The organism is Hydrogenimonas cancrithermarum (assembly GCF_030296055.1).
In the GTDB taxonomy this organism is placed as follows: Bacteria; Campylobacterota; Campylobacteria; order Campylobacterales; family Hydrogenimonadaceae; genus Hydrogenimonas; species Hydrogenimonas cancrithermarum.
The window spans coordinates 896,175-916,651 of sequence record NZ_AP027370.1 but is presented as its reverse complement, the minus strand read 5'-3'; the positions used below and the strand labels follow the sequence as shown (position 1 = coordinate 916,651).

21 protein-coding genes are annotated in these 20,477 nt (G+C 52.0%); 19 read left to right on the top strand and 2 right to left on the bottom strand.

Features of this window, described 5'->3' with window-relative positions; all coding sequences use genetic code 11:
• Positions 1–203: 203 nt before the first annotated feature.
• Positions 204–1,466, bottom strand: coding sequence for a hypothetical protein (locus QUD54_RS04650; RefSeq protein ID WP_286337791.1), 1,263 nt, complete (start codon positions 1,464–1,466; stop codon positions 204–206).
• Positions 1,467–1,766: 300 nt separating this feature from the next.
• Between QUD54_RS04650 and QUD54_RS04645 the strand changes: the two genes are divergently transcribed.
• The 7 genes from QUD54_RS04645 (at position 1,767) to QUD54_RS04615 (ending at position 7,360) form a co-directional block, all read left to right on the top strand.
• On the top strand, positions 1,767–2,384 hold the full coding sequence (locus tag QUD54_RS04645) for a UPF0323 family lipoprotein (RefSeq protein WP_286337790.1): 618 nt from the start codon (positions 1,767–1,769) through the stop codon (positions 2,382–2,384).
• A 1-nt stretch (position 2,385) separates the two neighbouring features.
• On the top strand, positions 2,386–3,573 hold the full coding sequence (locus QUD54_RS04640) for a glutathionylspermidine synthase family protein (RefSeq protein WP_286337789.1): 1,188 nt from the start codon (positions 2,386–2,388) through the stop codon (positions 3,571–3,573).
• On the top strand, positions 3,570–4,208 hold the full coding sequence (locus QUD54_RS04635) for a response regulator transcription factor (protein ID WP_286337788.1): 639 nt from the start codon (positions 3,570–3,572) through the stop codon (positions 4,206–4,208). Before QUD54_RS04640 ends, QUD54_RS04635 begins: the two co-directional genes overlap by 4 nt.
• Complete coding sequence (locus QUD54_RS04630; RefSeq protein WP_286337787.1) at positions 4,189–5,250, top strand: sensor histidine kinase; 1,062 nt, start codon at positions 4,189–4,191, stop codon at positions 5,248–5,250. Before QUD54_RS04635 ends, QUD54_RS04630 begins: the two co-directional genes overlap by 20 nt.
• Before the next feature lie 80 nt (positions 5,251–5,330).
• A complete protein-coding gene (locus tag QUD54_RS04625; protein ID WP_286337786.1) occupies positions 5,331–5,927 on the top strand; it encodes a hypothetical protein in 597 nt (198 codons plus the stop codon).
• A 55-nt stretch (positions 5,928–5,982) separates the two neighbouring features.
• Positions 5,983–6,789, top strand: coding sequence for a porin family protein (locus QUD54_RS04620; RefSeq protein ID WP_286337785.1), 807 nt, complete (start codon positions 5,983–5,985; stop codon positions 6,787–6,789).
• 79 nt (positions 6,790–6,868) lie between these two features.
• Positions 6,869–7,360 (top strand): glycine zipper 2TM domain-containing protein, encoded by a 492-nt coding sequence (locus tag QUD54_RS04615; protein WP_286337784.1) that lies wholly within the window; start codon positions 6,869–6,871, stop codon positions 7,358–7,360.
• On the opposite strand, the gene bioD is transcribed toward QUD54_RS04615, so the two are convergent.
• A complete protein-coding gene (bioD, locus tag QUD54_RS04610) occupies positions 7,344–7,994 on the bottom strand; it encodes a dethiobiotin synthase (protein ID WP_286337783.1) in 651 nt (216 codons plus the stop codon). The genes QUD54_RS04615 and bioD overlap by 17 nt on opposite strands.
• Positions 7,995–8,165: 171 nt before the next feature.
• On the opposite strand from bioD, the gene QUD54_RS04605 reads away from it, so the two are divergent.
• The 12 genes from QUD54_RS04605 to pheA all read left to right on the top strand — a co-directional run bounded on the left by QUD54_RS04605 (position 8,166) and on the right by pheA (position 20,473).
• Entirely contained in the window at positions 8,166–9,410 is a 1,245-nt protein-coding gene (locus QUD54_RS04605) for a PLP-dependent transferase (RefSeq protein ID WP_286337782.1), read from the top strand.
• A gap of 155 nt (positions 9,411–9,565) precedes the next feature.
• A complete protein-coding gene (locus tag QUD54_RS04600; protein WP_286337781.1) occupies positions 9,566–9,865 on the top strand; it encodes an ATP-dependent Clp protease adaptor ClpS in 300 nt (99 codons plus the stop codon).
• A gap of 152 nt (positions 9,866–10,017) precedes the next feature.
• On the top strand, positions 10,018–12,204 hold the full coding sequence (gene clpA, locus QUD54_RS04595) for an ATP-dependent Clp protease ATP-binding subunit ClpA (RefSeq protein ID WP_286337780.1): 2,187 nt from the start codon (positions 10,018–10,020) through the stop codon (positions 12,202–12,204).
• Positions 12,197–12,922: a leucyl/phenylalanyl-tRNA--protein transferase gene (gene aat / locus QUD54_RS04590; RefSeq protein ID WP_286337779.1), complete on the top strand. Its 726-nt coding sequence runs from the start codon at positions 12,197–12,199 to the stop codon at positions 12,920–12,922. The genes clpA and aat overlap by 8 nt, the downstream gene beginning before the upstream one ends.
• Positions 12,916–13,914, top strand: a complete 999-nt coding sequence (locus tag QUD54_RS04585; RefSeq protein ID WP_286337778.1) for a transaldolase — start codon at positions 12,916–12,918, stop codon at positions 13,912–13,914. Before aat ends, QUD54_RS04585 begins: the two co-directional genes overlap by 7 nt.
• Positions 13,915–13,920: 6 nt before the next feature.
• Complete coding sequence (locus tag QUD54_RS04580) at positions 13,921–15,114, top strand: type IV pilus twitching motility protein PilT (RefSeq protein WP_286337777.1); 1,194 nt, start codon at positions 13,921–13,923, stop codon at positions 15,112–15,114.
• Positions 15,115–15,180: 66 nt separating this feature from the next.
• Positions 15,181–15,717 carry a 50S ribosomal protein L25/general stress protein Ctc gene (locus QUD54_RS04575; RefSeq protein WP_286337776.1) on the top strand — a complete coding sequence of 179 codons (537 nt, stop codon included), beginning with the start codon at positions 15,181–15,183 and terminating at the stop codon, positions 15,715–15,717.
• A gap of 5 nt (positions 15,718–15,722) precedes the next feature.
• Complete coding sequence (pth, locus tag QUD54_RS04570; RefSeq protein ID WP_286337775.1) at positions 15,723–16,292, top strand: aminoacyl-tRNA hydrolase; 570 nt, start codon at positions 15,723–15,725, stop codon at positions 16,290–16,292.
• On the top strand, positions 16,289–17,350 hold the full coding sequence (locus QUD54_RS04565; protein ID WP_286337774.1) for an LptF/LptG family permease: 1,062 nt from the start codon (positions 16,289–16,291) through the stop codon (positions 17,348–17,350). The genes pth and QUD54_RS04565 overlap by 4 nt, the downstream gene beginning before the upstream one ends.
• Positions 17,351–17,424: 74 nt before the next feature.
• Entirely contained in the window at positions 17,425–18,627 is a 1,203-nt protein-coding gene (gene lysA, locus QUD54_RS04560) for a diaminopimelate decarboxylase (RefSeq protein WP_406600576.1), read from the top strand.
• An 8-nt stretch (positions 18,628–18,635) separates the two neighbouring features.
• Positions 18,636–19,415 (top strand): HAD-IIA family hydrolase, encoded by a 780-nt coding sequence (locus QUD54_RS04555; protein ID WP_286337773.1) that lies wholly within the window; start codon positions 18,636–18,638, stop codon positions 19,413–19,415.
• Positions 19,412–20,473 (top strand): prephenate dehydratase, encoded by a 1,062-nt coding sequence (pheA, locus tag QUD54_RS04550; protein ID WP_286337772.1) that lies wholly within the window; start codon positions 19,412–19,414, stop codon positions 20,471–20,473. The genes QUD54_RS04555 and pheA overlap by 4 nt, the downstream gene beginning before the upstream one ends.
• The last annotated feature ends 4 nt before the right edge of the window (positions 20,474–20,477 follow it).

Below are 20,477 nucleotides of genomic sequence, written 5' to 3'. Positions count from 1 at the left end.
TTAGAGGGTATTATAGCAAAATGAAGAGAAGTAGAAGGTTGTGAGCATCGAAGATGTAAAGTGAAAAATTATTGGCTATCGAACTATCAGGCTATTGGCTAGGCCGCTTGCTTCAACAGTACGCTTTTGTAGGAGTAGGAGGGGAATGAACAGACGGCGTACTGCTGAAGCAAACCGCCCGAAGGCGGTTTGGAAGAGCCGAATTAGAGTTCGGCGTGGAATTTGTAGTCGAACTGGACCCAGTATTTCGTGACATCGTTCATACCGAACGAATCGTCACCTTCGCTGTACCATGCACCCTTGAGGAGCATGCCAAGCTGTTTGTTGATTTTGTAGTTGTAGGCTACGTCGACTTCGGAACCGAGATCGTCGTCACCTGATGCATTTTTCGAGTCGCTGCTGAAGTTGTGATAGATACCGACCAGCTTTCCGTACTCACCCGCATTGTAGGCGAGTTTGACACTCATGTCGACCAGACCTTCATCTGGAGTGTTGAGGAAAACGTCAGCCCAACCGTTCATCGCGTGAAGCGTCGCCAGAGGTGTGCTGAAAGCCAGGTCTCCGTCGCCTTTGTCGCTCAGGAATTCATAGGCGGCACCAACCGTGAAACCGTTCATCGCAGCGTTCAAGCCCACTTTGTAGTAGCTCGCGTCTTGCTTGATATCCGCGCTTCCAACACCAGTGCGTGCTGCATCGTCTTCGTCGGTCAAGCTTGGATCGTTCTGTGTCGTATACTCCGCTTCGTAGCCGAGTTTTACATCGCCAACCGGAATCTTGCCTGTCGCACGGATACCGATATGGTCTGCGAAGTTTTGGATCATATAGTCGTAGGCGGTCAGTGTCAACTCAGGCATCGCTTTATAGGTTGCGTGCAGGAGAACGCTACCCGTATCGAAGTGATCCTTTAAAGCGCCATTACCAGGGGTATTGAAAATCCTGTTGACACGTGTCACGTACGCACCGAGCAGGCTCAGATTTTCGACACCATTGTAGATCGCGGCCGCCAGGTCGTAGGTCTGTGGCATCTGTCTCCAGCCGACGTTACCGATGAAACGGGCGTTATCCAGTACGACCATCTTGCGGCCGACGATACCGACGAATCCGTTCGATGCATAAGAGATGTTCGCCTGTGTCATGCGTGTTTGAGGGCCATCGGCGACCGTCGCGTAATCAGAATCAACCGGGTTGTAATCAGTAACCAGGCCGAAAGTATCGACACTCATCGCCTGCAGTTGTGTGTTCAGGCCATCGACGCCGAACAGTCCCGCCTGCACGCCGATCGCCGTTCGGACGGTCAATGCACTCGCATCTTTATGGACACTGTCATCCACCGCTTCGTATCTCGGTCGAAGCTCGATGTCGAGCTTAGGATTGCTGAGGATGCTGTCGAGGGCACCTGCGTTGGCACCTGTGGTCGCTGCAGCCGCTGCGATCGCTGCGACAAGACTCATCTTGATTTTGTTCATACGTACTCCCTTGTATGTTTGGATTAACCGTTCCGGTCAGTTTTGTATAAGATTTTATATACAAAACTGACCGGAACAATTGCTATCACTCAATCTTACAACCATCTTTCAGATAATTTCTTGATTTATGTCAAGAAATATGATGATTGAGTTAAGCTTCGGTTATAGTATCGAAAGTTTTCTTAAATAAAAGGTATAATTGCCACGCCACAACTTTTTTACATTGTCCTGTTTTTATGCACATCTGTCACAGGAATTTGCTAAAATGAGATCGATTTTTCAAAAGATGGAGAAGAAGATTTGAAACACTATATCAAAAAGATTTCGACCTATGCGATGGTCGGTTCGCTCGGAGCTGTGGCGATGATCGCGATGAGCGGATGCGAGCAGAAACCTCAAGAGGGTGGAGACGCTTTCACACGGGCGAGCCAGAAACAGGGGGCGTTCGTCGTCATCGACGAAGTGGCGCCCAACCAGTACAAAATCGCGGAGGAGTATCCCGCCAAGACGACACGGGTCATTCTTCGCAAGCTGGACGGAACCGAAAAGATTTTGAGCAAAGAGGAACTCGACGCCCTGGTTGCCGAAGAGGCGAAGCGGATCGACCGGGGCGAATCGGCATTGACGCAGCCACAGATGAGCGGCGGCGGCCTGAGTCTCGGGGAAGCGCTTCTCGCGTCGGCGGCGGGGGCGATTATCGGCAGCTGGATCGGCAGCAAACTTTTCAACAACCCCAACTATCAGAAGACGCGCCAGCGCAGCTACAAATCACCCTCGGCCTACCAGCGCAGCGTCAACAGCTTCAACAAAGCCAAACAGACACGAAGCAGCGCCCGGAGTACCCGTTCGACACGTTCTGGCTTTTTCGGCGGGGGCAGCGGTTCGTCCCGTTCGAGCTTCGGAAGTTTCGGAGGGTGACGTGGTCGCACTGAAAAAACTTCGTGCGCTTACACCCGAGTTTCTCGACTCGATCGGTTTTCACTGGCATACCGACCGCGACGAAACACCTTACATCGCCGACGAAGCGGTTGTCGTCACGGAGGCCGAAGCGGAAGCTTACTACGAAGCGGTCAATGAACTCTATAATATGTATGTCGAGGCGGGAGAGTATGTCGTGGAGAACAACCTTTTTCACGAGATCGGTATTCCGTTCAACCTTGTCGACGCGGTCAAAAAAAGCTGGGAGAACGATGTGCATTGGCATATCTACGGCCGTTTCGACCTTGCAGGGGGTATCGGGGGTGTGCCGATCAAACTGCTGGAGTTCAACGCCGACACCCCGACGGCCCTTTTCGAAACGGCGATCGTGCAGTGGGCGCTGCTCAAAGCCAACGGACTGGACGAAGTGGCGCAGTTCAACAGCGTCTACGAAGCGATTCGTGAGAACTTCAAACGTCTCATCGTCCTGGATGGCGATCTGAACGATTTCGAGCGCTACTATCGGGGCTGGAAGATTCTCTTCAGCTCGATTCGCGGAAATATCGAAGATGAAAACACGACGAAGTTGCTGCAGAAGATGGCCGACGATGCCGGTTTCCATACGGCATTCGCCTATGTCGACGAGGTGGAGTTCGGTGACGAAGAGGGCATATTTTTCAAAGAGGAGCAGTACGAGTACTGGTTCAAACTGATTCCATGGGAGGCGATCGCGGTCGAAGAGAGCGACCTGGCAAGAATTTTGACGAAGATCATGGAGAATCAGAAGGCGATCATTCTCAACCCCGCTTATACGCTGATGTTCCAGTCGAAAGCGATGCTGAAGATTTTGTGGGATCTTTATCCCAATCATCCGTTGCTTCTGGAAACCTCGTTCGAACCGCTTGGGAAAAAGCAGGTGCAAAAGCCCTTTTTCGGACGTGAAGGGGGCAGTGTAAAGATTTTGGATGCCGATGGGAATGTCATCACGGCGGCAGAGGATACCTACGGCGATCAGCCGAGCGTCTATCAGGCCTATACCGAACTGCCGAAAGATGAAAACGGCAGAAGTTACCAGGCAGGGGTCTTCTTTGCCTATGAGGGGTGCGGGCTCGGCTATCGCCGCGGCGGCGAGATTCTGGACAATATGAGCAAGTTCGTCAGTCATATTATCGAGCCGGGGATGTCGTGAGCCGAAAGATTTTGCTGCTCGAAGACGATCGCGCTCTCGGCGAAACGCTTCAGGAGCTGCTGGAGGAGAGCGGCTACGATGTCGATTGGGTGCAAGAGGGCGGCGAAGCCGCCGACAAAACGTTCGATGAAACGTACGATCTCTATATTTTCGATATCAACGTTCCCGAGATCGACGGGTTCGATCTTCTGGAGAGCCTCCGAAATGCCGACGACGCTACGCCGGCCATCTTCATCAGTGCGCTCGTCGACTTGAAAACGATCGCCAAAGGGTTCGAACTGGGGGCGGACGATTACATCAAAAAACCTTTTTTCCCCGAAGAGCTTCTGATTCGTGTCAATGCCAAACTCTCAAAACTCCCTTCGACCGTGCGATGCGGAGAATTGGAGTTCGACCCTGCCACGGGCACCGTGAAAAAAGAGGGTTCCATCGTCGCACTTGGAGAGGTACAGATATGTCTGTTGAAACATTTTTTGCAAAATCCTGGACAGGTACTCGACCGGGAGATTCTGATGGAGTGTCTGGAACATCCGAGTCCGGCGGCGCTTCGCGTGGCGATCAACAAGCTCAAAGAGAAGACGGGGCTCGAATTTAAAAATATCCGTGGGGTCGGCTATGCGCTTGAGAGATGTTGAACGCGAGGCTTTTCTCAAAAGCTTTCTTCTCTTTTTAGGTTCTTTGACCCTGTTGATGGGACTCCTGTTTTACAACCTCTATACCAAAGAGCGGATCAACCTCGACAATACGCTCTTCTCCCAGATGCGTCTGTGCAGCTTCGATCTCAAGTGCGAAAAGTTCGAACTCGACTTTGTGGATGCAAAAGAGAAAGAGCTCTATCTTCTAAAGCGAAACGGCGAAGAGCTCTATGCCTATTTTCCTGTACCGGGGAGCAGTCGGTATGTCATGAAGATCATCCATCCCATGAAAGAGTATATGAAAGAGATTTCTTCTATACGAAAAGAGCTGCTGGTCGAATTTCTCGTTATCTTTTTCATTCTCGTGATACTTTCGGCACTTTTTTCACTTTATGCCCTGCATCCGCTTCGTGAAGCCCTCAAACTGACCGAAGAGTTCGTCCGGGACATCCTCCACGATTTCAACACACCGCTTTCCATTGTACGTCTGAATGTCAGAATGCTGAAAAAAGAGTGGACGGAAAATGCGAAAATCGAGCGGGTGGAGCAGGCGGTCGAAACGCTTCTTAGACTCCAAAGCAATCTTCGAAGCTATCTCGGCGGGCATGCATCACAAAAAGAGCTTTTTGCCCTGGACCAGGTCCTCGAAGAGCGTGTCCGGCTTATCGAAAAAGCATTTCCCCATTTGACGTTCGATCTTCAAACGGCACCGATGCGGGTGGCGGCGAACAAAGACGCGATGATACGCATCGTCGACAATCTTTTGAGCAACGCTGCCAAATACAACAAAAAAGAGGGCCGGGTCGTTGTCTCTTTGCTTCGGGAAGCGTCGAAACTCGTCATCGAGGATACGGGGATCGGTATCGAGCATCCCGACAGGGTTTTCGAGCGTTTTTACAAAGAGCATGCACGCGGGGTCGGGCTGGGACTCCATATCGTCAAAAAACTGTGTGACGAGATGGGTATCGGTGTTTCTCTGACAAGCCAAAAAGGCAAAGGGACGGTCGTTACGCTCGATTTGAGGAAGGTAACACTCCGCTAATACTCGGGTAACGTTGGACTAACGCTTCTGTGTCACAATTATGCCTGTAAAAGATACAACACTTCAACAAGGAGGATCTTATGAACAAGATCAGTAAAATCACGGCGGCACTTCTTCTGGGTGCCAGTATGTCTCTCTTTGCAGCGGATACCGCAACGGACAATACGGCTACAGCCACTACCGATACCGAGGTGCAGACGCAGACTGACACCTCCGTTCAAAGCGATGTTCCGGCGGAGAGTACGGAGAGTGCCTCGGCAGATACGGAAGCCTCCACGCAAACGGATGTCGATGCACAGATCGAGCGTATCCAAAATGCAAATCCGGAGGAGCGCCGCGAATTGATGAACCAGTTCAAGGAACAGCTTGCGACGATGAACCAGGAAGAGCGTATGGAGGCGATCTCTCTATTGCGTGAAAAGATGACGACGAATCAAAACGAGGCGATGGCACATACCGGAGAGGGTATGGCGACCATGGAGGCGAAGATGAAAGGCATGGCACAGACGCAGCAGGCGATGCAGATGCAGCATACCGGTGCGATGGAGCAGATGAACCAGAAACAGGCACTCGACCAGTTCATGCATGGACAGGCGGGTGGAAGTGTCGGTGGAAACATCGGTGGAAATGGCGGCGCACAACAGCCTCCGGTATCGATGCCTTTTCAGCAGCGATAATGTACAATCCATCACGGGCTCCCCTCTACGGGGCCTGTAAAAAGGAGAAGAATCGATGAAAAAAATCTTGACCGTGCTGTTTTTGAGCAGTATGATGCTCTTTGCCTATACCGATATGGATCTCGATGGTGTCGACGACAGCGTCGACAAATGCCCGAATACGCCGATCACCGATCTGGTCGACGCCAATGGCTGTTCCATCAAGTCGGTCATAAGCGAACAGCATTTCGACATCATTTTCGGTGTCAGCTACAGCGACTTGAATTACCGCTACAACGAACGGACCGATACCTATACTTCGACGGTGCAGATCGATTATTACAAAGATGCCTTCTCTTTGCAACTGTCGACCTCCTATTTCAGAAGCGACAGTTCCAGTTACGACGACAGCGGCCTGAACGACACGACGGTGGCGGCCTATTACCGATTCAAACCATTGCCAAACCTTACGATCAATGCCGGGGCCGGTGTCATCTTCCCTACCTACGATGCCGAATTGGGTAACAACAATACCGACTACACCGCATCTGTCAATTTCAGCTACGCCATAAACAACAGCAACATTTTTGCAGGGTACAATTTCACGCTGGTCGGAGACGATGATGTCGACACGGTCCAATATCAGAACACCAATGCATTCAGCGTCGGAGCGGGATACTATTTTACACCGAAACTCTACGCAAGCCTCTCCTATTACCGGGCGGATTCCATCTACAAAAGCGTCGAAGATATCGAGAATGTTTCGATTTACACTTTTTACAGTATCGATGCCAACTGGTTTGTCACGGCCAATTTCGCCAAAGGACTCAGCGATTCGACCAGTGACGATTATGTCGCACTGCGGATCGGCTACTATTTTTGACGTTAATTTTCCAACTGTTCACAAAAGATTCACACTCTTTCGCTACCCTTTTAAATAAAAACGAAAAAAGGAGTCAAAAATGAAAAAGGTCATTTTGATCGCGGCACTCGCCGCTTCGGCTCTCTTCGCCGAATCGTTCTCTTGGCACGACTCTGTCCGGGTGATCCGGAGTGAACCGATTTATCGCACCGTGACGGTCAGAACTCCGATTGAAGAGTGTTGGGATGAAGAGGTTCCGGTTTCGAGAAACGACGATGGAACACTGGGTGCCATTATCGGTGGTGCCGCAGGCGGGATTCTCGGCCATCAGGTGGGAGGCGGAAGCGGAAAGACCGCTGCGACCGTCGGCGGTGCGATCATCGGGACGCTGGTCGGAAAAAATCTTTCAGAGCAGGGAAGCAGCAGCCCCTCCTACCGTATCGAGCGCCGCTGCAAAACCCGTTACAAAGAGCGAACGGAAAACCGTTTCGTCGGATACAAAAACTACGCCCGCTACAAAGGGCGTGAGATCGTAAAATTCAGCGACGAACCGCTCAAACGCATCGATGTGACCGTTACCGTAACCTATTGAAGCGCCTGACAAGGGCGCTCAGATCGCGGGGCAGCAGAGAGTGGCTGATCCCCGTTCTTTCATAATAGGGAAGTGTAATGTATTCAAAACTCTCCATATCTTCGAAAAGATTGATCGCCAGGTCGAAACCGATGCCCCTGTGATTCAGTGCCTCCATACTCAAAAGTGTATCATTGATCGAACCCAGCCGACTTGGGCTTATGAGAAGCGTATGGGCATCGAAAAGCTTCGGAAGGTCGATCATGAAGAGACCCTCGTCAATAGGAACCATCACGCCTCCTGCCCCTTCGATAAAGAGTATGTCACACAATGCCTCGATCTGTTTTGACTTTTCGATAACCGGTCCAAGCACGATGGTCTGATCGCCTTTGGCCACATAAGGCGCAGCCGGCAGTTTAAATTGGAGCGGGACGACATCATTCGTCGTGAGCTTTTCCGTTACGGGATTGAGCCGATGCATCGCCTTGAGCAGTGCGGTTCCGTCGGCCGGTTTTTCGTCCGTTACTCCCGTTTCGATTGGCTTGAAGGCCGCTGGCCGAAGCCCTTGTCTTGCCGCTTCTTCCATCATGGAGAGGGTCGTATGGGTTTTGCCCACATTGGTGTTGGTGGCGGTGACGAAAATCTTTATGGCCATCTAGTATTCTTTCGCTATAATTATTTCAAATAATTTCAGCAGTTTCGGTTTATGTCCATAGCGAACGTGGCTAATTTCAGCACGTTTCAGCTATGCGTGAGCCTGCTGCTGTAACAATCCCAGTGATAACGTAGTAAAAGGAGCTTCGCTTCTTTTGTGCAAAGGATTCAAATGAAACATTACGAATATTTTAACACATTGCTTCCGCAGCTTATCGGTGAAAAAGAGGGTGCGATCGCTCCACAGATCACTCCATCGGCTGCCTTTGGGTATGCATCGGCACAGGAGGCGGAAGCGATTTTCGCCGGTGAAGCGGCGAAACCGCTCTATGCGCGCATGGGAAACCCTACCGGCGCGAAGCTCGAAACGGTGCTCGCCAAAATGGAAGGTGGCTTTGGGGCCGTGGCGACCTCTTCGGGGATGGCGGCGATCGCGATGGTGCTGACGGGGTTGCTTGAAAGCGGTGACGAGGTGCTCTGTGTCGGTGGTTTTTTCGGCGGAACGTATGCTCTGATGAACGAGACGATGCCGCGCTTCGGTATCGAGGGGATCTTTTGCGATGTCGACGACTTCGAGACAATGGAGCGAGTGTTGCAACGAGGTGTGAAGATGGTGCTGTGTGAAAGTGTCGGGAACCCCAACCTGAAACTGCCGGACATCAGACGTATCGCACTGTTGTGCGACCGTTACAACGCCCTTTTCGTCGTCGACAATACGGCGACGCCGCTGATCGTGCAGCCTTTGAAGATGGGGGCCGATCTGGTGGTCTATTCGACGACGAAAATCATTTGCGGCCATTCGGCGGCACTTGGTGGCGCGGTTGTCTTCAGGGGTCTCAAAGCGGAGGGGGAGAAACTACTCGATCCGAAATTTTCCGCACTCCATCCTTTGTTGAAAAAGGGGAAAGGCGCTCTAATGGCGGTCTTGAAGAAGCGCGTGATGCGGGATTTCGGTATGAGTGCCAACGCCTTCGCCTCCTTTTTGACGCTGTTGGGGCTCGAAACGCTGCCGCTTCGGACCAAACGTGTCAACGAAAGTGTCGAAAAGCTTGTAGCGCTTCTGTATGATGCGGGTCTCGAAGTACGCCATCCAAGTCTTGAAAACCATGAACACCATCTGCGCTATGAAGCGCTATTCCCCGATGGCTGTGGGCCGGTCGTAACGATCGAATGCGGGACACGGGAGAGGGCGTTCGCTTTTTTGAATGGCTCGAAACTGATGATCCAGACGGCCAACATCGGCGACAACAGAACGCTGGGGCTGCATATGGCGAGCACGATCTATCGGGATTTTGACGAGGAGGGAAAAAAGCGGCTCGGCATCACCCCCGGTCTGGTTCGACTTTCGATCGGGCTGGAGAGCCCGGTGGCCCTTGCGGAGGATATGCTCGCCGCGTGGAAAAGCGCACTCTCTTGAGAAAACCTCTAAAAATCCATATGGCATGGCCCAAATGGGTTCTGCCCGCTTTCTATCGGGGCTTCCGGAAGCTGCCTGAAAGCAAGCTTGATTTTCTCTGAAATTGTGGTATACTTAAAAGAATATAAAACGTAAAGAGACGCAAAGGAGAGGAATTGGCGCAAAAAGAGTGGGTAGAGAGCGAGAGTCAGGTCGACCTCGAAGAGCCGGAGCTTTACAACGTGATCATGTGGAACGACGATTATACGACGATGGATTTCGTCGTCGAAGTTCTGGCCGATATATTTCACAAGAACTATGACGAGGCGGTGGCGATAATGCTCGATATCCACGAAAAGGGCAAAGGGGTCTGTGGGACCTACACTTACGAGATCGCGGAGACGAAGGTCCAGCAGACACTCAAGCGAGCCCGAGCCAATGAATTTCCCTTGCGGGTTACGATGGAAAAGGAATGAATTCTGTTTTTTTGCCACACACAAAACAAGATGAGAGGGTTGAACAAGCGCGGTTCATCTGCGCGTGAACCCTCTGCTGAGGAGAGCTCAGCGTTAGCGAAGCACAGGGGACTTTGCCCGATGTGCGTATTTTTCGGAGGAAAGATTTAATTATGATCAGCAAAGATTTAAACGACATTTTCAAAGAGGCGGTCAAATACGCCAAAATGCACCGTCACGAGTACCTGACGGTCGAACATATTTTCCTTGCCGTCCTGCTCTCGCCACAGGGCGCGCAGATCCTGCAGGCGGCGGGAGCGGATGTGGAGCAGATGAAGGCACGGATCAACCAGCACCTCGTCTCGTCGCTTCGCCCGCTGCCCGATGGGGTGGCGCGTGAACCGTTCGAGACGGTGGCGCTTTCCCGCGTCATCGAGCAGATGATTCGCCATGCGCAGAGTGCCGACAAGAAAGAGGCGAGCGTGGGTGATCTGCTCGCATCGATCTTCAATGAAGAGCATTCGTTCGCGGTGGCGCTGATGAATTCACAGGGAATCAACCGTTTGAGTATTCTCGAAATCATCACCGAACCGCAGAACGACACCAAACCGAAAGAAGCGGAGAGCGAGTATCTCGACCAGTTCACGGTCAACCTCGTCGATCGCGCCAAAGCCGGGAAAATCGATCCGGTCATCGGCCGTGAAAACGAAATCGAGCGGGTGATGCAGATCCTCTGCCGCCGAAAAAAGAACAATCCGGTCCTCGTTGGAGAACCGGGTGTTGGTAAAACGGCGATTGCCGAAGGGTTGGCACTCGAGATCGCTCAGGGCAATGTTCCCGAGATGCTCAAGAAGACCGAAGTGTTCGCCCTTGACATCGGATCGCTCATTGCCGGGACAAAGTACCGGGGTGACTTCGAAAAGCGCCTCAAGGGGGTACTGCACGAGCTCGAACAGCGTGAGGATGCGGTTCTTTTCATCGACGAGATTCACAACCTCGTCGGTGCCGGTGCCACCAACGGCGGCAGCATGGATGCTTCCAACCTGCTCAAGCCCGCACTCGCCAGCGGCGGACTCAAGTGTATCGGTGCCACGACATTCGATGAGTATCGCAACTTTTTCGAAAAAGACCGCGCGCTCAGCCGCCGGTTCGCCAAAGTCGACGTGAGTGAACCGAGTTTCGACGATACGTTGAAGATCCTCAAAGGGCTCAAGCACAAGTACGAGACGCACCATAGCGTCCGTTTCAGCGAAAAAGCGCTCAAAACGGCGATCGATCTGTCGGTCAAGTATATGCACGAGCGTTTCCTGCCCGACAAGGCGATCGACATCATCGATGAGGTCGGTGCGTCTTTCCGTCTCAAGGCGCGCAAACGCCGTAACGTGAGCGAAAAGGATATCGAAGATGCGGTCAGCCGCATGTTGAACCTGCCGCCAGCCCGTGTCACGAGCGACGATTTGGCGACATTGCAGAATCTCGAAACGATCCTCAAAAGCCGGGTCATCGGCCAAGACCGTGCCGTCGAAGAGGTGGCGGCCGCGATCAAACGTGCACGTGCCGGCCTCGGCGCTCCGAACAAGCCGGTCGGATCCTTTCTCTTCGCCGGGCCGACGGGTGTCGGTAAAACGGCGCTGGCGATCGAGCTTTCCGAAGCGCTTGGGGTCCACTTCGAGCGTTTCGACATGAGCGAATATATGGAGAAACACGCGGTAAGCCGCCTCATCGGTGCGCCCCCGGGCTATGTCGGCTACGAGCAGGGTGGTCAGCTGACCGAAGCGATTCGCAAGCATCCTCATACGGTGCTGCTGCTCGATGAGATCGAAAAGGCGCATCCGGATCTGATCCAGGTGTTGCTGCAAGTGATGGACAACGCGATGCTTACCGATAATACCGGCAACCGTGCTGATTTCAAGAATGTCATCATCATCATGACCTCCAACGTCGGGGCGAGTGAAGCGAATGTGATGGGCTTCGGTGCCAAGAGCGAGGCGAAGCACGATACGGCGATCAAGTCTGCTTTTTCACCCGAATTCAGAAACCGCCTCGACGCGGTGGTCCGCTTCGACCATCTTGGACCGGAGCATGTCAAGAAGATCGTCGACAAATTCATCGACGAGCTCAATGTTCAGATGGCGGACAAAAAGATCGTCATCAAGCTCTCTGAGGCGGCCAAAGAGCATCTGGCCAAAGAGGGGTATGACGAGGCGATGGGCGCACGACCGCTCAGCCGCGTGATCGCCGAGAAGATCAAGGCGCCGCTGACCGAAGAGATCCTTTTCGGCTCGCTCAAACACGGTGGCGAAGTCACCTTTGGCATGAAAGGCGGAAAGCTCGACTTCAAGGTCAAATCGCGTGCATAACGCGCCGGCCATTCCCCGGCTGGGGTTTGACTATATCTTCCCAAATCCCCGTTACGCGATGAAGGAGGGGTTGCTAGCCTACGGCGGCGACCTCAATCCCGACCGTGTACTGATGGCCTACCGACAGGGGATTTTCCCCTGGTACAACGAAGGTGACCCGATTCTCTGGTGGTCGCCCGATCCACGACTGCTTCTTTACCCAAACGACTTCAAAATCCACCGCAGTCTTCGAAAAAAACTTAGACAAAAACGGTTTACGGTAAAATTGGACCGAAATTTCGAAACGGTGATGCGCCACTGTGCCCATGTACCCCGCCACGGCCAAGAGGGAAGCTGGATTCTGCCCGAAGTGATCGAGTGCTATTGTGCGCTTCACAGCCGGGGGTTCGCCCATTCGGTCGAAATCTACGACGAAATGGACGAGCTCGTCGGCGGGCTTTACGGTATCAGCACCGGCAGTGCCTTTTTCGGCGAATCGATGTTTTCGCTCGAGACCGATGCATCCAAAATCGCCTTGGCGTACCTGGTGGAGCTGGCCAAACGGTGGAACTTCGCGTTTATCGACTGTCAGATTCCCTCCGAGCATCTGATTCGCCTCGGCGCGGTACGGGTCGAACGCGACAGGTTTCTGGACGAGCTCTCGCAGACGCAGCAAGATTTAGGCATACCGGGCAGCTGGCAGGCGCATGAACCGATTTTACAGGAGATACGATGGTAAACGAAGAAATAGGTTTTTCGCTTTGGCTGGATTTTATCGAACGCGACTATCTGCAAAAATCGTTCAAACGGCTGATTGACGATAGTGTCATCAACGGTGCGACGAGCAATCCGGCGATTTTCGCCTCTTCGATCGAGATGTCGCCCGCCTACACGTCGCAGCTGGACGAATTGCAGAATCATTCGCCCAAAGCGAAGTACGAAGCACTCGCCAAAACCGATATCGAAATGGCTGCCGCTGCCCTGAAACCTCTTTACGAGAAGGGCAGAGACGGATTCGTCAGTATCGAAGTCGATCCATTTTTATGCGATGACACCGAAGGTACCGTGGATGAGGGGCGCCGGCTCTATCGTGAGATAGGGATGGAGAATGTCATGATCAAAGTGCCGGCCACCGAAGCGGGCTATGGTGCGATGAAGCGGTTGATGAGCGAAGGAATCCATGTCAATGCGACGCTGATTTTTTCGCCGATGCAGGCCTTGCGGTGTCTCGATGCGATGGCCGAGGGGCTCAAGATCTGGCGTGCGACAGGGAATGAAAAAGATGTGCAGGGCGTCCTCAGCGTCTTTGTCAGTCGGTTCGACCGGATGCTCGATGAGGAGCTCGAGGAAAAAGGGTTGCAGCCCGGATATGTCGGCATCATGAATGCGGCGAAAATCTACAATATCGTGGAAACGCACGGCGACAAAGCGATCCGTACGCTCTTTGCGAGTACAGGCGTTAAAGGGGATGCCTACCCTGCCGATTATTACATCAAGGAGTTGATGGCACCACACAGTGTCAATACGGCGCCGCTCGCCACGATCGAGGCTTTTCTGGAAGCCCCCGAACATCATCCGAAGCTTCCGATTGAAGAGGCGAAGATCGAATCGTTTTTCGAAGCGGTGAATCGTGCGGGGATAGACATGCAAAAGGTTTACGAAACACTTTTGAGGGATGGGCTTGCGTCGTTCAAGGAAGCATTTGCAAACCTCCTGGCCAATTTGGAGTAGTGGAACATGGAATATTCGGAATACGACGTCGATATCAAGGAGTTGACCTTCGACGTCACCAACAAAGTACGTCGCTATATGAAAGGGCTTATCGAGCATGAAGGAAGTGATCTCCATATCAAGGCCAACGCTCCTGTCCGTGCCCGTATCAATGGCGAGATTGTAACGGTTACGAAAGAGAAGATGACGAAAGAGGAGTCGCTGACGCTGGCCAAAGAGATGCTGAGGGGGCGCTTCAGAGAGTTCGTGGAAAACAAAGAGATCGACTTTTTGTACGTTTATGACGAGAAGACACGCTTCCGCGGCAACATGTTTTTTCAGATGGATGGGGTATCCGCGGTCTTCAGGATCATTCCGGTGGACATCATGACGATCGACGAGCTGGAACTACCTTCCGCACTGCACAAACTTACCGATATCTCCCGCGGCCTTGTGCTGGTAACGGGTGTCACGGGTTCGGGTAAATCGACGACACTCGCTGCATTGATCGACGAAATCAACAAAAAGCACCGCAAACATATCATCACAATCGAAGATCCTATCGAGTTCGTCCATAAGGACCGAAAGTGCCTTATCAACCAGCGAAGTGTCGGCCAGGATTCGCTCAGCTTCGCCAACGCGCTGCGCTCCGCACTGCGTGAAGACCCCGATATCATCCTGGTCGGTGAGATGCGCGACGTCGAAACGATCGATACGGCGCTTCATGCGGCCGAGACCGGCCATCTCGTCTTTTCTACACTGCATACGCTCGATGCGAAAGAGACGATCAATCGTGTGATCAGTGTCTTTCCGGCGGAAGATCAAAACCGCGTTCGAAATACACTCGCCTCCGTTCTTGAAGGTGTCCTGTCGCAGCGGCTCGTCAAAACGGTCGATGGCAACAAGACGGCAGCTGTCGAGATTCTCTTCAACACCTCATACATCCAGAAGCTGATTCTTGAAGGGCGTGACCTCGAGATCAAGGATGCGCTTGACGAAGGAACGCAGATTTATGGAACGCAGAGTTTCGATACGGCACTTTTGAAGCTCTACAAGAAGGGGAAAATCACGATGGAGGAGGCGCTGCGCAACGCTTCGAGCCCGAATGATCTCAAACTGCGTATCGAAGGAATGCAGAGCGACGTTGAACACGGCCAGTCGCGTGAAGGGGTCTTCATCTCCGAACATGACAGTGACATTTTTGGATTAAAAGAAGATTAAACAGAAGTTGAGTATAATTCGCCTCTTAAAGTGCCGAGGCACTAAATTTTTTGTAAGGACAACACAATGTTGGAAGGAATCGTTAGAGAGAGTATCGGCAAGAGCGATGCAAAAAAACTGCGCCGAGATGGTTATCTAATCGCCAACATCTATGGAAAAGGGCTTGAAAACACGCATGCCGCATTCAAGATGGGTGAATTTATCCGAACCGTGCGCCACAAAGAGAAACTGGCATTCCCGGTCAAAGTGGGCGACAAAGAGATGGATGTCGTTATCCAGGAGTACCAGCTTCACCCCGTTACCGACCAGATCCTGCATGTCGACCTGATGGTTGCGCAACCGGGTGTCGAAACACACTACATGGTACCGGTCAAAACGGTCGGAACACCGAAGGGTCTCAAAAACAAGGGTGTTTTGGCAATCTCCAAGCGCCGTATCAAAGTCAAGGGAACGATCGAAAACATTCCCGAAGCGTTCGTTCTCGACGTATCCGACCTCGATGTCGGCGATGCGATTTTGATTCGTGATATTCCCGAATCCGACAAATATAAAATCATGGTTGCCGGTCGCGTTCCGGTTGTCGGGATCATCAAAGCGAAGTAATCTGCATGTGGCTCGTAGTCGGCCTGGGAAACCCGGGCGCGGAGTACGAAAAAACACGCCACAATATCGGCTTCATGACACTCGACTCTCTGGTCGGGATGTCGGGAGCCCATTCCGCCTCCTCGTCGTTTCACGGCGAACTTTTCAAAAAATCGAATCTCCTTTTTCTCAAACCAACCACCTATATGAACCGATCCGGTCTTTCGGTGCAGGCTGTCAAACAATTTTACAAAATCGAAACGGACCATATCATCGTCATTCATGACGATCTCGATCTGCCGTTTGGAGCGCTGCGTTTCAAGCAAGGCGGCGGCAGCGGTGGTCATAACGGCCTCAAGTCGATCGATGCGATGGTAGGAAACGGCTATATCCGTGTTCGGATGGGGATCGGAAAGCCAGTCTACAAATCGCAGGTGGCCGATTATGTTTTGAGCGACTTTTCACCCGAAGAGCAGCGTCTGTTGCCCGAGTGGATCGAATACGCCGCAAAGGCGTCACTCGAGTTGATACGCCATCCCATCGATTATGTCGCATCGCACTATACGGTCAAAAAACCGGTGTGGGGCGTATCATGAGGATGTTTAGATATGTGGCACAGCTCTATCTGAAACACTTTTTCATCATAGCGTTCGCACTCGCCTTCTTTTTCGCCGGACTCGACTATATGCAAAACGCTTCGAAGCTGAATGGCTTCAACATCAAGATTCTCTATCTGTTTTACAAAGGCTCCTATGCGCTGAACCTTCTGTTTCCCATCGCACTGGTACTTTCGATGATCGTGGCGAAGATGGCGCTTATTCGCTCCAATGCATTGGTGAGCTTCTATGCGCTCGGATATTCGAAAAAGGCGGTTTTACGGCCGTTTTTCTGGGTTGCATTCTTTTTGACACTTCTGTATATCGTCATGCATTTTACCCCTTTCGTCGATGCGGAACTCTCCGCGAAGCGTCTATTGCAGGGTAAAAAAAGTGAAAATGTCACCCGCAATCTTTTCGTGAAATATAACGACAGCTTCATCTATATCGCCCAGCTGATTCCTGCCAGCAAAGAGGCCAAAGATATACGTGTCTATACGACACAGGAGAACGGGGCGGCCGAAATGATCTACGGCAAAACAGCACATTTCGACGGTGAAAGCTGGATCATCAGACATGCGAAAATCGTTAAAAAGCCCTCACCCAAAGGGCTGGGGGGCGAAGGGCTCGCCATCGAGTACAAAGACGAGATCAAAACGCTGCAGGGATTCAAACCAAAAATCCTGACCTCCGTTTTCGAAGGAAAACGCTACTACACGATCCAGGATGCCTACGAAGCACTGAACCTGCTTCTGACGCAGAGACTGGAGACCTCGAAAGTACGGTCCATCTTTTACTATATGGTCGTATCACCCTTCTTTGCAATGTTTCTTGTCGTCATCTTCTTTCTTTCCATCCCCCCGCATGCCAGAAGTACAAATCTTCTTTGGGTATCGTTCGTTTTGACGGGGATTACACTCTTTGTCTGGGGTGTCATCTATCTTCTTTACCGCATCAGTCTCAGCGGTGTGGTGCTCCCGGAGCTTGGTATGGTCGCAACGGTCGCACTGCTGGGCCTGGGTGCACTCTACAGTTACCTTTTCAGAACGAACCGATAGCGATATCTTATCCATCATCCACACTTCAACCTTTTTTTGATAAAATAGAAAAAATTTCATCAAAAGGTCTTCTGTTGATCGATTTCAGAGCGCTTGCAGACAAATACGATACCCCTTTGTATGTTTACGATTTCAACCACATCACCGAGCAGTACCAAAAGCTGAAAAAGGCGTTTTCCGGCCGAAAGTCGCTCATCAGTTATGCCGTCAAGGCGAACTCGAATCTTTCGGTCGTTTCACATCTTGCGGGACTCGGCTCCGGTGCAGACTGTGTTTCGATCGGTGAAGTGAAACGGGCACTGATGGCGGGAATTCCGAAGTATCAGATTATTTTCAGCGGGGTCGGAAAGGGTGACGACGAGATCGAAGAGGCACTCGAAGACGATATTTTGCTGTTGAATCTCGAGAGTGAAGCGGAGATGGAGCGTGTCGAGGCGATTGCGGCGAAGCTCGGCAAAGAGGCGCGTATCAGTATCCGTGTCAATCCGAACATCGACCCCAAGACACATCCTTATATCTCGACGGGACTGCACGAGAACAAGTTCGGTGTCGATCTCGAGACGGCGAAGCGGATGTATATATACGCCAACAATTCCAAACATCTAGATCCGGTCGGCATTCACTTTCATATCGGTTCGCAGCTGACGGAGCTCGAACCGATCAGGGAGGCTTCCGCGATTGTCGCCGACCTGGTTCGAAGTCTCAAAGCGATCAAAATAGAGATCAAGTTTTTCGATGTGGGTGGAGGCCTGGGGATCGTTTACGACAACGAGACGACGATCGAACCCTATGAATATGCACAGGCGATCTTTTCGACCCTGTATGGCCTCGATGTTACGATCATCTGTGAACCGGGACGCTTTATGGTCGGCAACTGCGGTTACTTCCTGACCCGTGTCCTTTATGAAAAGGTCAATGAGGGGAAACGCTTCGTCATCGTGGACGGTGCGATGAACGATCTGCTTCGCCCCAGTCTCTACAATGCCTATCATAAAGTCGAAGTGGTCGGCAAAGCGGGTGATGAGAGTGAAGCCGATATTGTCGGCCCGGTTTGCGAAAGCGGTGATTTTTTCGCCAAAAACCGACTGCTGCCGCCGACTGAGCATAACGATCTCGTTGTCGTTTACAGTGCCGGTGCCTATGGTTTCGTGATGGCGAGCAACTACAATACCCGTCCTCGTCCGGCCGAAGTGGCGATCGTCGATGGAAAAGACCGTTGTATCCGCCAGCGCGAAACCTTCGAAGATTTGATCAAGCTGGAGACGATGTGTCTATAAAAGGGTTGATGATCGATGTGCAGGGCACGCTGATCGACGACAGACATAAGCTTCCGATTCCGGGGGCTCTCGAAGCGCTCGAAACCATCAACCGAAACGGCATACCTTTTGTGCTTGTAACCAACAATACAAAGCAAGAGAGCGAGAATTTCAAGGCTTTTCTTCGAGATCTCGGTTTTTCGTTTGGTGACGGGAACTACCTCGATCCGCTGATGGTGCTCGAAGAGATGCTTCCGCCGACAGCCGTAGCGGCCTACGGTTCGTCGAAATTCCTGGAACTATTGCAAAAACGCGGCTATAGGCTCGATTTTGAGCATCCGGATGCGGTTCTGATCGCGATCAAAGAGGATTTCACGAACGATGAATATGCACAGATGATCGAGTTGGTGCTAAAAGGTGCCCGGCTGATCGGAATGCATGAAACATCGATATATGCCAAAAATGGCCGCCGCTATCCGGGCGTCGGCGCGATTTTGAAGATGATCTCTTTTGCAACCGGTGCCGATTACGATGTCGTCGGTAAACCGAGCGAGCCCTTTTTCAAAAAGGCGCTTCAGCTGCTTCAGCGGCAGGATGCATCGATCACCTTTGCCGATGTGGAGATTGTCAGTGACGATCTTATTGGAGATCTGATGGGTGCCAAACGGCTCGGGATGCGGACTGCACTGGTGCTTAGCGGCAAAATCTCGTCTGTCGACGAAGTGAAGCCCCCGCTTGCAAAAAGTGCCGACAGGGTTGCCAGCGATATCGCTGTGTTATTCAATGTACGAATAGGGAGGACGGCATGAAACTCGAAGAGCTGCGCCGACAAATCGATGCGATCGACGACAAGCTGCTGGAACTGCTGAACGAGCGGATCGAAGTGGTCCAGAAAGTGGGAGAACTCAAACACAGAACCGGAGGCGCCATCTATCGGCCCGAACGTGAAAAGGCGATCATCGAGCGCCTGGTCCAACAAAATCGAGGTCCGCTTACCGAAACGGCGATCGAGGCGATCTTTCTGGAAATTTTCGCCGTCGCCAGAAACTTCGAACAGCCGCAGCGGGTCGCCTATTTGGGGCCGGAGGGAAGCTTCACGCACCAGGCGGCGGAGAACCGTTTCGGCGCGATGAGTGAATATATTCCGCTTCACTCCATCCCCGCGGTCTTCAAAGCGGTCCATGCGGACCGGGCCCGCTTCGCCGTCGTGCCGATCGAAAACAATACCAACGGTTTCGTAGGTGAAACGCTTGACGAGCTGGCGAAGACCGACCTGAAAATCGTCGCCGAGCTTTATATGCCGATACATCACTCTTTTGTAACCAAAGCGCAACATCTGCACCTGATCAAGCGGATCTACTCCAAAGATATCGCATTCAATCAGTGCCGTAGTTTTCTACTGGAGCACGAACTCGATGCGGTTGAGTATATTCCCGTAGAATCGACGGCCAAAGCGGCGAAGATGGCCGCGAACGATCCCGAAAGCGCGGCGATATGCTCCCATATCGCCGCGAAGCTCTACCATGTGCCGATCATGTTCGAAAATATCGAAGACAACCACAAGAACAAGACACGTTTTATCATTTTGAGCGATTTTGAAAACGCGCCGAGCGGAGCCGATAAGACGTCGATCTTGGCAAAGCTTTCCGACAAACCGGGAAGCCTTTACGAGTTTCTGCAAAGCTTTCACGATGCGAACGTGAATCTCAAAAAGATCGAGAGCCGGCCGGCCGGTGAAGAGGCGGGTTTCGACTACTGGTTCTATATCGACTTCGAAGGGCACAAAGACGAGCCGCATATTCGAAAACTTTTCGAAAAACACAAAGACGAGATCAAGTATCTGGGCAGTTATGTCCAAAACGGCTAAAGGG